Here is a 12,110-nt window from a genome sequence, read left to right as displayed (position 1 = left end):
ACGGACATGACCGACACGGCGAGCCTGCCCGAGGGCTACGAGATCTCCACCGACCCCGGCCGCGTCGACCGCGAGCGCGTGCACCACTGGCTGTCCACCGACGCGTACTGGGCGCTGGGGCGGACCCGGGAGAAGCAGGACCGGGCGATCGAGGGCTCGCTCAACTTCGGCGTCCACGAGACGGTGTCGGGGGAGCAGGTCGCGTACGCCCGGGTGATCACCGACCGGGCGACCTTCGCATGGCTGTGTGACGTGTACGTCGATCCATCGGTGCGCGGCAAGGGTGTAGGAAGCGCGCTCGTGGCCGCCGTACGGGACGAGATGCGGAAGTACGGGGTGCGGCGCGTTCTCCTCGCCACGCACGACGCGCACGGGGTGTACGCGAAACTCGGGTTCGCGCAGCTGGAACGGCCCGAGCACTGGATGGCGCTCATCTTCGGCGAGTGAAGGCCGGCATACCCTCGGTAACTCGTAGGTAACACCTCTTGACCTGCGCACTTGCTGCGCCGACGATCGCGGCATGCCACTTCGGGTCACGTTCGTCGCCTCCGCGCGCAGCTCTCCGCTGCTCGCCGAGCGGTTCGAGGACGACCGGCCGCTGGACCAGGCCGGCTGGGGTGAGGTGGAGCGCCTCGCCCAGGAGCTGCTGCCGCTCGCCGCGGCGGAACTGCGCTACTGCTCGCCGACTCCGCGCAGCCGGTCGACGGGGGAGGGGCTCGGGTACGCGCCGCTGGTCCAGCTGGGCCTGCGCGACTGCGACATGGGCCGGTGGCGTGGGCTGACCCTCGGCGAGGCGATGGCCCGGGAGCCGGACGCCGTGGACGCCTGGCTCGCCGACCCCCGCGCCACACCGCACGGCGGTGAGTCGCTGGTCGACTTCATCACCCGCGTCGGTGGCTGGCTCGACACCCGGCCCGTCGAGGACGGCTGCCGGGTGGTGGCGGTGGCCGAGCCGTCCGTGATCCGGGCCGCCTTGGTGTACGCCCTGAACGCGCCGCCCTCGACGTACTGGAACATCGACGTCCGCCCGCTGTCGACGACCGCCGTGACGGGCCGGGCGGGGCGCTGGAACCTGCGCTTCGACGGGGCGTCCGCTCAGCCCTCGCGCGCGTAGTCGGTCCGCAGGACCAGGTCCTTGGCGGGGCCGCCGACGTGCCACACCGTCCGCCAGCGGTCGCCGTCGTGGACGGTGAACTCGCCGCGGTAGAGATCCGCCGCACAGGGGTGGGCCGCGACATGCCGGCCGGACGTCAGATCGAGGTCGTGGAACGGCCGCCCGTCGGCGAACCGCACCTGGGCCGTGCCGCCCGGGCCCCGCAGGAACCGCAGCGTCCGCTCGGCGGGCCGGGCGACGCCCTGCCAGACGAAGGTGCCCGACTCGTGGTGCAGCAGCCCGCCGGCCTCCCGTGCGCCGGGGCCGGTGGCCGCGTCGGGCAGCGGGCCGAACTCGGTCACACCGGTGAACTCGCCTTCCGCGCCGCTCGCGAGATCCCGCACCGACCGTGAGACCCGCCAGCGCCCGGCCAGATACGCCAGCGCGTCCGGCACTGGCCAGAACTCGCCCATCCTGCCCCGCTCTCCGTCCCGGCTGTTCCTGCGCGACCCATTGACGCGCATCCGCCCCCTCCCTATCTTGCCGTTCGAAGTGCTGACCATAGTCCGATATTTCGAACACTCCTCTACCAGAGAGCCGCGGAGTATCCATGCCACGCACCGCCGCCCGCACCCGATGGAGACTGGGTCTCACGACCACCGCCCTCCTGACGGCAGCAGCCCTCGTACCGGCCCCCGCGCAGGCCGAGGACGTCACCGACTACGCGATCACCGTCGACCCGTCCGCCCAGGGCGCGAAGATCGACGACACGATGTACGGCGTCTTCTTCGAGGACATCAACCGGGCCGCCGACGGCGGTCTGTACGCCGAGCTCGTGCAGAACCGGTCCTTCGAGTACTCCACCGCCGACAACGGCTCCTACACGCCCCTGACCTCCTGGTCGGTGGGCGGCACGGCCCAGGTCGCCGACGACGGCGGGCGGCTCAACGAACGCAACCGCAACTACCTTTCCCTGGGCGCCGGTTCGTCCGTCACGAACTCCGGCTACAACACCGGCATCAGGGTCGAGCAGGGCAAGCGCTACGACTTCTCCGTGTGGGCCCGCGCCGCGAGCGGCAGCACGCTCACCGTCTCGCTGAAGGACGCCGCGGGCAGCCTGGCCACCGTCCGCCAGGTCGCCGTCAAGGGCGGCTGGGCCAAGCACCGGGCCACCTTCACGGCGACCCGCACGAGCAACCGCGGCCGGCTCGCCGTCGCCTCGGCGGACGCCGCCGCGCTCGACGAGGTGTCGCTGTTCCCGCGCGAGACGTACAAGAACCAGCCGAACGGCCTGCGCAAGGACCTCGCCGAGAAGATCGCGGCCCTCAAGCCGGGCTTCGTGCGCTTCCCCGGCGGCTGCCTGGTCAACACCGGCTCCATGGAGGACTACAGCGAGGCCTCGGACTGGCAGCGCAAGCGCAGCTACCAGTGGAAGGACACCATCGGCCCGGTCGAGGAGCGCGCCACCAACGCCAACTTCTGGGGCTACAACCAGAGCTACGGCCTCGGCTACTACGAGTACTTCCGCTTCTCCGAGGACATCGGAGCCATGCCACTGCCCGTCGTCCCCGCCCTGGTGACCGGCTGCGGCCAGAACAAGGCCACCGACGACGAGGCACTGCTCGAGCGGCACATCCAGGACACCCTCGACCTCATCGAGTTCGCGAACGGCCCGGCGACCTCGACGTGGGGCAGGGTCCGGGCGACGATGGGCCACCCCAAGCCCTTCCACCTCACCCACCTCGGGGTCGGCAACGAGGAGAACCTCCCCAGGGAGTTCTTCGCCCGCTTCGAGCAGTTCCGGGCAGCCATCAAGGCGAAGTACCCGGACATCACCGTCATCTCCAACTCGGGCCCGGACGACGCCGGCCCGACCTTCGACACCGCCTGGCAGTTGAACCGCGAGGGCAAGGTCGACATGGTCGACGAGCACTACTACAACAGCCCGAACTGGTTCCTGCAGAACAACGACCGCTACGACTCCTACGACCGCAAGGGCCCCAGGGTCTTCCTGGGCGAGTACGCCTCGCAGGGCAACGCCTGGAAGAACGGCCTGTCCGAAGCCGCCTTCATGACCGGCCTGGAGCGCAACGCGGACGTCGTCAAGCTCGCCTCGTACGCCCCGCTGCTCGCCAACGAGGACTACGTCCAGTGGCGGCCGGACATGATCTGGTTCAACAACCGGACCTCCTGGAACTCGGCGAACTACGAGGTCCAGAAGCTGTTCATGAACAACGTCGGCGACCGCGTGGTCCCCTCCCGGGCCACCGGGACCCCGAACGTCAGCGGTCCCATCACCGGCGCCGTCGGCCTGTCGACATGGGCGACCAGCGCCGCGTACGACGACGTGGAGGTCACCTCCGCCGACGGCGCGACCCTGCTCAGCGACGACTTCTCCGGTGACGCCTCGAAGTGGAAGCACGCCGGCACCGGCAGCTGGAGCATCCAGGACGGGGCCTACGTCCAGTCCGACACCGCCGCCGAGAACACCATGGTCACGGCGGGCGACCCGGCCTGGAAGGACTACGACCTGCATGTGAAGGCCACCAAGAAGTCCGGCAAGGAGGGCTTCCTCGTCGCCTTCGGCGTCAAGGACACCGGCACCTACTACTGGTGGAACCTGGGCGGCTGGAACAACACCCAGTCCGCGATCGAGCAGGCCGTGGACGGCGGCAAGGGCACCCTGATGACGAAGGCCGGGTCGATCGAGACGGGCCGGGCCTACGACATCGACATCAAGGTGCGCGGCCGCCAGGTCACCTTGCTCCTCGACGGAAAGGAGTGGGGCAGCTTCAAGGACGACAAGCCGGCCGAGCCGTTCCGCCAGGTCGTCACCAAGGACGCCCGGACCGGGGACCTGATCGTCAAGGTCGTCAACGCCCAGTCGGCCGAGGCCCGCACGGCCGTCGACCTCGGCGGCGCCAAGGTCGCCTCCACGGCCCGCGTCACCACGCTGGCCGCCGACGAGACGGCCGTGAACACCGAGACGGACACACCGGTGACACCGGTGACGTCCACCTTCCGGGGCGTGGCCGAGAAGTTCACCTACACGTTCCCGGCGAACTCGGTGACGTTCCTGCGGATCAAGCAGAGGTAGGACCCGCGTGAGTGGGCCGCCGTCCGCGGACGGCGGCCCACACCCGCGCGACGGCCACCTGGATGCCCGCCCGCGCGACGGCCATCCGGATGCTCACCCGTGCGACGTCCACCCCGGGAGCGTCTGCAGCACCCGCTCCGCGACCCGCAGCAGTACCGCGTCGTCCGGCACGGCTCCGTCCGCGCGCCACAGGGTGACGTCGACGGACCCGCCGCGGTCCTTCGGGTCCTGGGCGACGGTGAGGGCCCGGGCCGGAACGCCGGGGCCGCTGTCGGCGTCGCCGCCGTCGAGCCGGAAGCTGATCCTGATGGTGCGGTCCGAGTACAGGACGCCCGGGCGGCCCAGCACCTTCTGCGGGCGGGCGTCGCTTCCCAGCAGCGCCTGCGACCCGGCCACCGGAAGGCCGTCGTAGGTCGCCGAGAGCGTGACGGTGTACGTCTCGAACTCGACCTGGGCCTGCGGGGTGGCGATCTGCTTGCCGCCGGGGGACCCGAAGGAACTGTCGCTGCCGGAGGCAGTCTTCGCGATCTCCGTCGGCGTGCCCAGCAGCGCCGCCAGGTCGGGCCGGTTCAGCGCCTCGCACAGCCGCGCGCCGGTCAGGCGCTTGCCCTTCGGGGCCGGACTCTCCCCGTCGGAGCAGGTGGCGGGCTTCGGCTCGCTCTCCGCAGCCGACGTCTTCGCGAGCACCCAGAAGCCCCCGCTGAGCGCCCCCACCAGCGCCACCGCCGCGAGCGCCTGCCGCCACGCGCTCGCGCTCTTCATGGGCGCGTCGTTTTCCTCGGCCATGTCCCCCACCCGCCATGATCCTCTGAAATGTGCCCGGGGACCTTACCCTGTGGTCATGGCCAGGACAAAGCCGGTTTCCTGGGCCGTCGTTCCGGCCGCCGCGGCGCTCATGCATGGGATTGCATAAACGTGCAGCGAAACGTATAGTCATGCTCTCGAAGGAGGAGGATCCATGGCGGTACGTGCGGCAGTGGCCGGAGCGAGTGGGTACGCGGGCGGGGAACTGCTGCGTCTGCTCCTGGCACACCCCGAGGTCGAGATCGGCGCCCTGACCGGCAACTCGAACGCGGGGCAAAAGCTCGGTGCGCTCCAGCCGCACCTGCTGCCCCTGGCCGGCCGAGTGCTCCAGGAGACCACTCCCGAGGTCCTCGCCGGTCACGACGTCGTCTTCCTCGCCCTGCCGCACGGGCAGTCCGCCGCCGTCGCCGAGCAGCTCGGCCCGGACGTGCTCGTCGTCGACATGGGCGCCGACTTCCGGCTGACGGACGCCGCCGCCTGGGAGCGGTTCTACGGCTCACCGCACGCCGGAACGTGGCCCTACGGCCTTCCCGAACTGCCGGGTGCCCGCGCCGCGCTGGAGGGGTCCAAGCGCGTCGCGGTGCCCGGTTGCTACCCCACCGCCGTCTCCCTCGCCCTCTTCCCGGCCTACGCGGCGGGCCTCGCCGAGCCCGAGGCCGTGATCGTCGCCGCGTCCGGCACGTCCGGCGCGGGCAAGGCCCCCAAACCGCACCTGCTCGGCAGCGAGGTCATGGGCTCGATGTCCCCCTACGGCGTCGGCGGCGGGCACCGGCACACCCCGGAGATCACCCAGAACCTCAGCGCGGCGGCGGGGGAGACGGTCTCCGTGTCCTTCACGCCGACCCTCGCGCCGATGCCCCGCGGCATCCTCGCCACGTGCAGCGCCAAGGCCGCCGACGGCGTCACGGGCGACTCCCTGCGCGCCGTCTACGAGAAGGCCTTCGCCGACGAGCCGTTCGTGCATCTGCTCCCCGAGGGCCAGTGGCCCGCCACGGCGTCCGTCTACGGTTCGAACGCCGTTCAGGTGCAGGTCGCGTACGACGCGGACGCCGGCCGGATCATCGTGATCAGCGCCATCGACAACCTCACCAAGGGCACCGCGGGCGGTGCCGTCCAGAGCATGAACATCGCCCTGGGTCTCGACGAGACCACCGGACTGACGACGATCGGAGTTGCGCCGTGAGTGTGACGGCAGCAAAGGGATTCACGGCGGCGGGCATCGCCGCCGGGATCAAGGAGAACGGCAACCCCGACCTGGCCCTCGTGGTCAACACCGGCCCCCGCCGCGCCGCCGCGGCCGTGTTCACCTCCAACCGTGTGAAGGCCGCGCCGGTCCTGTGGTCCGAGCAGGTGCTGAAGAGCGGCCAGGTGTCCGCCGTCGTCCTCAACTCCGGTGGCGCCAACGCCTGCACGGGGCCGAAGGGCTTCCAGGACGCGCACGCGACGGCCGAGAAGGCCGCCGAGGTCCTCGGCCGCGGCGCCATCGAGGTGGCCGTCTGCTCGACCGGCCTCATCGGCGTCCTGCTCCCCATGGACAAGCTGCTCCCGGGCATCGAGACGGCCGCCGGGTCCCTGAGCGAGCACGGCGGTGAGAAGGCCGCCATCGCCATCAAGACCACCGACACCGTCCACAAGACGTCCGTCGTCACCAAGGACGGCTGGACCGTCGGCGGCATGGCCAAGGGCGCGGGCATGCTCGCCCCCGGCCTCGCCACCATGCTCGTCGTCCTCACCACCGACGCGGCCCTGGACAACGACGTCCTCGACAAGGCCCTGCGCGCCGCCACCCGGACGACCTTCGACCGGGTCGACTCCGACGGCTGCATGTCCACCAACGACACCGTGCTGCTGCTCGCCTCCGGCTCCGCCGAAGTCACCCCGGAGTACGAGGAGTTCGCCGAGGCCGTACGGCAGGTCTGCGACGACCTCGGCCAGCAGCTCATCCGGGACGCCGAGGGCGCCAGCAAGGACATCAAGGTCGAGGTGATCAACGCCGCGTCCGAGGACGACGCCGTCGAGGTGGGCCGCTCCATCGCCCGCAACAACCTCCTCAAGTGCGCCATCCACGGCGAGGACCCCAACTGGGGCCGCGTGCTCTCCGCGATCGGCACCACCAGCGCCGCCTTCGAGCCCGACCGGCTGAACGTCGCCATCAACGACGTCTGGGTCTGCAAGAACGGCGGCGTCGGCGAGGACCGCGACAAGGTCGACATGCGCTACCGCGAGGTGCACATCGTCGCCGACCTCGCCGCCGGGTCCGAGACCGCCACCATCTGGACCAACGACCTCACCGCCGACTACGTCCACGAGAACAGCGCGTACTCGTCATGAGCGGTGGAGCGACGCGCAAACACACCGCGCTGCCCAAGGCACAGATCCTCATCGAGGCCCTGCCCTGGCTGGTCCGGCACAACGGCAAGACGGTCGTCATCAAGTTCGGCGGCAACGCCATGATCGACGAGGACCTCAAGGCCGCCTTCGCCCAGGACGTGGTGTTCCTGCACCACGCCGGCCTCAAGCCCGTCGTCGTGCACGGCGGCGGCCCGCAGATCAGCGCCGCCCTCGACCAGCACGGCATCGTCAGCGAGTTCAAGGCCGGCCTGAGGGTGACCACCGAGGACGCCATGGACGTCGTACGGATGGTGCTGGCCGGGCAGGTCCAGCGCGAACTGGTCGGGCTGCTCAACCGGCACGGGCCCCTCGCCGTCGGCCTGACCGGCGAGGACGCGCACACCATCACCGCGACCAAGCACCAGCCCGAGATCGACGGCCAGCTGGTCGACATCGGGCGCGTGGGCGAGATCACCGCGATCGACACCGGCGCCATCGAGGCCCTGCTCGCCGACGGCCGCATCCCGGTCGTCTCGTCGATCGCCCGCTCCCAGGACGACGGACATGTCTACAACGTCAATGCTGATACGGCGGCTGCGGCACTCGCTGCTGCACTGGGCGCCGAAACCCTCATGGTCCTCACGGACGTCGAGGGCCTCTACGAGGACTGGCCGCACAGCGACGAGGTGATCAGCCGCCTCACCGCCACCGAACTGGAACGGCTGCTGCCGGACCTGTCGTCCGGCATGGTGCCGAAGATGGAGGGCTGCCTGCACGCCGTACGGGGCGGCGTGACCACCGCCCGCGTCATCGACGGCCGGGTCCAGCACTCGATCCTGCTGGAGATCTTCACCGACGAGGGCATCGGCACGATGGTCGTGCCCGACGAGCACGAGGGGGAAGCCGTATGACCGCCCACCAGGAGTACGCCGAGCGGTGGCAGGGCGCGCTCATGAACAACTACGGCACCCCGCTGCTGCCCCTGGCACGCGGCGAGGGCACCAAGGTGTGGGACGCCGACGGCAACGCGTACCTCGACTTCGTCGGCGGCATCGCCACCAACGCCCTCGGCCACGCCCACCCGGCCGTCGTCGAGGCCGTCACCCGGCAGATCGGCTCCCTCGGCCACATCTCCAACTTCTTCATGGCCGAGCCCACCGTCGCCCTCGCCGAGCGGCTGCTGCGCCTCTTCGGCCGGGACGGCAAGGTCTTCTTCTGCAACTCCGGCGCCGAGGCCAACGAGGCCGCCTTCAAGATCGGCCGGCTGACCGGCCGCTCCCACATCGTCGCCACCGAGGGCGCCTTCCACGGGCGGACCATGGGCGCCCTGGCCCTGACCGGCCAGGCCGGCAAGCGCGAACCGTTCCTGCCGCTGCCCGGCGATGTCACCCACGTGCCGTTCGGTGACGCGCAGGCCCTGGCCGCCGCGGTCACCGACGAGACCGCGCTCGTCATCCTGGAGCCGATCCAGGGCGAGCTCGGCGTCGTCGTCCCGCCGGCCGGCTACCTCAAGGCCGCCCGGGCCATCACCGCCGCGACCGGGGCACTCCTCGTCCTCGACGAGGTGCAGACCGGTATCGGCCGGACCGGGCACTGGTTCGAGTACCAGGCCCACGAGGGCGTCCTGCCGGACGTCGTCACCCTCGCCAAGCAGCTCGGCGGCGGACTGCCGCTCGGGGCGACCGTCGCCTTCGGGCGGGCCGCCGACCTGCTCCAGCCCGGCCAGCACGGCACGACCTTCGGCGGCAACCCGGTCGCCTGCGCCGCCGGGCTCGCCGTCCTCGACACCATCGAGAACGAGGGGTTGCTGGAGAACGTCAAGCGGCAGAGCGAGAGGCTGCGGGACGGAATCGAGGGCCTCGGCCATCCGTTGATCGATTTCGTCCGGGGTACCGGACTCCTCCTGGGTATCGTGCTCACCGAGCCGCTCGCGCCCCAGGTGCGCCAGGCGGCTCAGGAGGCCGGATTCCTGGTGAACGTGCCCGCCCCCGACGTCGTCCGGCTGATGCCGCCGCTGAACCTCGGCGACGATGAGGTGGACGCGTTCCTCGGGGCGCTGCCCGGCATCCTCCAGGCAGTGAGCGGGGACGGACGATCCGGGGAATGAGACGACGATGAGCCAGGCGCAGGACCACGAGCAGCCGGGGGCGAACGGGCCCGCCGTGCCGCAGACCCGCACCGCCCGCCACCGCCGGATCGTGGACATCCTCAACCGGCAGCCGGTCCGCTCGCAGAGCCAGCTGGCGAAGCTGCTCGCCGACGACGGGCTGAACGTCACGCAGGCGACGCTCAGCCGGGACCTGGACGAGCTGAACGCGGTGAAGATCCGCAACGCCGACGGTGACCTGATCTACGCGGTGCCCAGCGAGGGCGGGTTCCGCACGCCGCGGGCGCCGCTGGGCGGGTCGGCGAAGGAGGAGCGGATGCGGCGGCTCTCGCAGGAGCTGCTGATCTCCGCGGAGGCCTCGGCGAATCTCGTGGTCCTGCGGACCCCTCCCGGGGCGGCGCAGTTCCTGGCCTCGGCCATCGATCAGGCCGAGCTGCACGACATCCTGGGGACGATCGCGGGTGACGACACGCTGATGCTGATCAGCAGGGATCCCGAGGGGGGACAGGCCCTGGCCGATCATCTGCTGAGGCTGGCGCAGAACGGGCATTGAGGGCCGTAGGGGTGCGGGAGGGTGTCCGTGTGCGGGCCGTGTGTGGCTGATCGCGCAGTTCCCCGCGCCCCTGAGCGCCGTAGCGGTTGCGCGGGTGGCTGCGTGCGGATGGTGTGTGGCTTGTCGCGCAGTTCCCCGCGCCCCTGGGTCGGCTCAGCTGCGGGCATGCGTGACGCTAAGGGCGGCACCCGTCCCAAGGAGAGCGGCACCCCGCTACGCCGGGGTGCGAAACGCCCCGCACCCAGCCACAGCTCACCCCAGCCTCGCCGCCAACCCCCCGGTGCAGCGCACCTCGTCGCCGGCCGTGATCAGCAGGGCCTCGACACCCGGCAGGGACTCCAGCCACGCCAGCCCCTCCCGCGAGCCCATCGCGAACGCCGCCGTGGCCCAGCAGTCCACCCACGTCAGCCGAGGGCCCACCACCGTGACGGACACCAGGTCGGTCACGGCTGAACGCCCGGTCCGGGGATCGACGATGTGGTCCCCCCGCTCCGCCGTACCGGACGTGGCCACGGACAGTTCCGACACCCCCGCCGCGGAGACGACCGCCGCCAGGCCCCCCGGCCGCAACGGGTCGGACACCCCCACGCGCCACGGCCGCTGCCCGCCCGGCGTCCCGAGCAACTGCACGTCCCCGCCGCCGTTGAGACTCACCCCGCACACCCCGGGCACCTCCGCCAGCAGCCGCGCCGCCCGCTCGACCGCCCAGCCCTTGACGATGCCGGTCGGATCGAGGCGGCCCTGGTAGGACGTGCTGAACCAGCCCTCGCTCAGATGCTCCGCCTCGGCGGCCAGTTCCAGCACCTCGGCGACCTCGGGATCGCACTCCGCGACGGTCACCTCCCCGCGCTGCAGCCGTGAGATCTGGCTGTCCTCGCGGTACGTGCTGAACACCTCGTCGACCCGGTGCAGCCCGGCGACGGCCTCGTCGAGGGCCGCGCGCACGGCGGCCGGTTCCCCGCCGCGGACGTCGAAGGAGAAGACGGTCCCCATCGTCTCCTCGGCATGACGTACCGCGGCGGGAGCCTGTGCGGAGTCGGCCACCGTGTCAGCCACCGGCCTGGTCCAGCGCCGACTGGAGGGACTGCTTGTAGCCGGCGCTGGTGTACGTCGCACCGGACACGGCGTCGATCTGCGCGTTCCCGGCCGCCACGGCCGCCTGGTTGAGGCGGGGGACGGACGAGGAGGTGATCTGGTCGCTGCGGCCGCCCTTGGGCGCCTGGACCGCCTCCGCCTTGGTGATCTTCCCGCCGGTGACGGTCACCCGCACCTGGACCGGCCCGTACTGCGTCTGCGCCGCCTTGCCGGTGAGGGTCCGCGTCGCGCCCTGGCCGCCGCCCGAGCCCGCGGCCTGGGAGGAACCGCCCCCGGCCGGAGCCTTGTCCAGCGCGGACTGAAGGGACTTCTTGTACCCGGCACTGGTGTACGTCGCACCGGACACGGCGTCGATCTGCGCGTTCCCGGCCGCCACGGCCGCCTGGTTGAGGCGGGGCACGGACGAGGAGGTGATCTGGTCGCTGCGGCCGCCCTTGGGCGCCTGGACCGCCTCCGCCTTGGTGATCTTCCCGCCCGCGACGGTCACGCGCACCTGGACCGGCCCGTACTGCGTCTGCGCGACATCGCCGGTCAGCGTCTGCGCGCCACCCGAGCCCTGCTGCGCCCCTGCGGACGCCTTCGCCTTGTCCAGCGCGGACTGGAGCGACTTCTTGTACCCGGCGCTGGTGTACGTGGCGCCCGAGACCGCGTCGATGTCCGCGCCCTGGGCCGCGACCACGGCCTGGTTGAGCCGGGGGACGGACGAGGAGGTGATCTGGTCGCTGCGGCCGCCCTTGGGGGCCTGGACCGCCTCCGCCTTGGTGATCTTGCCGTTGCTCATCGTCAGTCGGACCTGCACGGCGCCGTACTGCGTCTGCGCCGCGTCACCGGTGACCGCGCCGTTCACGCCGCCCTGCGGGGCCTGCCCGGCCGCCGCGGGCGGCGCCTGACCCGCCGCCTGGGCGGAGCCCGGGTCGGAGGCCGGCTTCAGCGACAGCAGCAGCACGATCCCGGAGACGGTGGCTGCGCCGGCGAGCACGGCACGCCGGACGGGGTGAGACTTCCTCATCGTTTCCCAAACTCCTGAAGG

At 71.4% G+C, this 12,110-nt stretch carries 12 protein-coding genes; 8 read left to right on the top strand and 4 right to left on the bottom strand.

Annotation, left to right across the window (positions count from 1 at the left end; translation table 11 throughout):
* The first annotated feature begins 6 nt into the window (after nucleotides 1–6).
* Together IGS69_RS05650 and IGS69_RS05645 are read left to right on the top strand one after the other, a co-directional pair.
* Nucleotides 7–447, top strand: coding sequence for a GNAT family N-acetyltransferase (locus tag IGS69_RS05650; RefSeq protein WP_190897462.1), 441 nt, complete (start codon nucleotides 7–9; stop codon nucleotides 445–447).
* A gap of 73 nt (nucleotides 448–520) precedes the next feature.
* Nucleotides 521–1,114: a histidine phosphatase family protein gene (locus tag IGS69_RS05645; protein ID WP_190897461.1), complete on the top strand. Its 594-nt coding sequence runs from the start codon at nucleotides 521–523 to the stop codon at nucleotides 1,112–1,114.
* Here IGS69_RS05645 and IGS69_RS05640 read toward each other — a convergent pair.
* On the bottom strand, nucleotides 1,096–1,566 hold the full coding sequence (locus IGS69_RS05640; protein ID WP_190904388.1) for a DUF6314 family protein: 471 nt from the start codon (nucleotides 1,564–1,566) through the stop codon (nucleotides 1,096–1,098). The genes IGS69_RS05645 and IGS69_RS05640 overlap by 19 nt on opposite strands.
* Nucleotides 1,567–1,703: 137 nt before the next feature.
* On the opposite strand from IGS69_RS05640, the gene IGS69_RS05635 reads away from it, so the two are divergent.
* Nucleotides 1,704–4,190, top strand: a complete 2,487-nt coding sequence (locus IGS69_RS05635; RefSeq protein WP_190897460.1) for an alpha-L-arabinofuranosidase C-terminal domain-containing protein — start codon at nucleotides 1,704–1,706, stop codon at nucleotides 4,188–4,190.
* 93 nt (nucleotides 4,191–4,283) lie between these two features.
* Here IGS69_RS05635 and IGS69_RS05630 read toward each other — a convergent pair whose 3' ends face one another.
* Nucleotides 4,284–4,976 carry a DUF6215 domain-containing protein gene (locus tag IGS69_RS05630; protein WP_232543442.1) on the bottom strand — a complete coding sequence of 231 codons (693 nt, stop codon included), beginning with the start codon at nucleotides 4,974–4,976 and terminating at the stop codon, nucleotides 4,284–4,286.
* A gap of 172 nt (nucleotides 4,977–5,148) precedes the next feature.
* On the opposite strand from IGS69_RS05630, the gene argC reads away from it, so the two are divergent.
* From argC to IGS69_RS05605, 5 genes are read left to right on the top strand one after another with little or no spacing between them, the layout of a single operon-like run.
* On the top strand, nucleotides 5,149–6,177 hold the full coding sequence (gene argC, locus IGS69_RS05625; protein WP_190897459.1) for an N-acetyl-gamma-glutamyl-phosphate reductase: 1,029 nt from the start codon (nucleotides 5,149–5,151) through the stop codon (nucleotides 6,175–6,177).
* A complete protein-coding gene (gene argJ / locus IGS69_RS05620) occupies nucleotides 6,174–7,325 on the top strand; it encodes a bifunctional glutamate N-acetyltransferase/amino-acid acetyltransferase ArgJ (protein ID WP_190897458.1) in 1,152 nt (383 codons plus the stop codon). The genes argC and argJ overlap by 4 nt, the downstream gene beginning before the upstream one ends.
* Nucleotides 7,322–8,236 carry an acetylglutamate kinase gene (gene argB, locus IGS69_RS05615; protein ID WP_190897457.1) on the top strand — a complete coding sequence of 305 codons (915 nt, stop codon included), beginning with the start codon at nucleotides 7,322–7,324 and terminating at the stop codon, nucleotides 8,234–8,236. The genes argJ and argB overlap by 4 nt, the downstream gene beginning before the upstream one ends.
* Complete coding sequence (locus tag IGS69_RS05610; protein WP_190897456.1) at nucleotides 8,233–9,432, top strand: acetylornithine transaminase; 1,200 nt, start codon at nucleotides 8,233–8,235, stop codon at nucleotides 9,430–9,432. Before argB ends, IGS69_RS05610 begins: the two co-directional genes overlap by 4 nt.
* 7 nt (nucleotides 9,433–9,439) lie before the next feature.
* Nucleotides 9,440–9,985, top strand: a complete 546-nt coding sequence (locus IGS69_RS05605) for an arginine repressor (RefSeq protein ID WP_190897455.1) — start codon at nucleotides 9,440–9,442, stop codon at nucleotides 9,983–9,985.
* 252 nt (nucleotides 9,986–10,237) lie between these two features.
* Here IGS69_RS05605 and IGS69_RS05600 read toward each other — a convergent pair whose 3' ends face one another.
* Nucleotides 10,238–11,041, bottom strand: coding sequence for an FAD:protein FMN transferase (locus IGS69_RS05600; RefSeq protein WP_232543441.1), 804 nt, complete (start codon nucleotides 11,039–11,041; stop codon nucleotides 10,238–10,240).
* On the bottom strand, nucleotides 11,034–12,089 hold the full coding sequence (locus tag IGS69_RS05595; RefSeq protein WP_190897454.1) for an FMN-binding protein: 1,056 nt from the start codon (nucleotides 12,087–12,089) through the stop codon (nucleotides 11,034–11,036). Before IGS69_RS05595 ends, IGS69_RS05600 begins: the two co-directional genes overlap by 8 nt.
* Between the last annotated feature and the right edge of the window lie 21 nt (nucleotides 12,090–12,110).

The organism is Streptomyces tuirus (genome assembly GCF_014701095.1).
Classification (GTDB): domain Bacteria; phylum Actinomycetota; class Actinomycetes; order Streptomycetales; family Streptomycetaceae; genus Streptomyces; species Streptomyces tuirus.
Note: the sequence above shows the minus strand (reverse complement) of the source record. Positions and strands in the feature narration are given on the sequence as shown.

What these genes read in the sequence shown, in the direction of transcription:
- IGS69_RS05650 (WP_190897462.1), top strand. Translation starts at nt 7, where the DNA reads ATGACCGACACGGCGAGCCTGCCCGAGGGCTACGAGATCTCCACCGAC.
- IGS69_RS05645 (WP_190897461.1), top strand. Translation starts at nt 521, where the DNA reads ATGCCACTTCGGGTCACGTTCGTCGCCTCCGCGCGCAGCTCTCCGCTG.
- IGS69_RS05640 (WP_190904388.1), bottom strand. Translation starts at nt 1,566, where the DNA reads ATGGGCGAGTTCTGGCCAGTGCCGGACGCGCTGGCGTATCTGGCCGGG.
- IGS69_RS05635 (WP_190897460.1), top strand. Translation starts at nt 1,704, where the DNA reads ATGCCACGCACCGCCGCCCGCACCCGATGGAGACTGGGTCTCACGACC.
- IGS69_RS05630 (WP_232543442.1), bottom strand. Translation starts at nt 4,976, where the DNA reads ATGGCCGAGGAAAACGACGCGCCCATGAAGAGCGCGAGCGCGTGGCGG.
- argC (WP_190897459.1), top strand. Translation starts at nt 5,149, where the DNA reads ATGGCGGTACGTGCGGCAGTGGCCGGAGCGAGTGGGTACGCGGGCGGG.
- argB (WP_190897457.1), top strand. Translation starts at nt 7,322, where the DNA reads ATGAGCGGTGGAGCGACGCGCAAACACACCGCGCTGCCCAAGGCACAG.
- IGS69_RS05610 (WP_190897456.1), top strand. Translation starts at nt 8,233, where the DNA reads ATGACCGCCCACCAGGAGTACGCCGAGCGGTGGCAGGGCGCGCTCATG.
- IGS69_RS05605 (WP_190897455.1), top strand. Translation starts at nt 9,440, where the DNA reads ATGAGCCAGGCGCAGGACCACGAGCAGCCGGGGGCGAACGGGCCCGCC.
- IGS69_RS05595 (WP_190897454.1), bottom strand. Translation starts at nt 12,089, where the DNA reads ATGAGGAAGTCTCACCCCGTCCGGCGTGCCGTGCTCGCCGGCGCAGCC.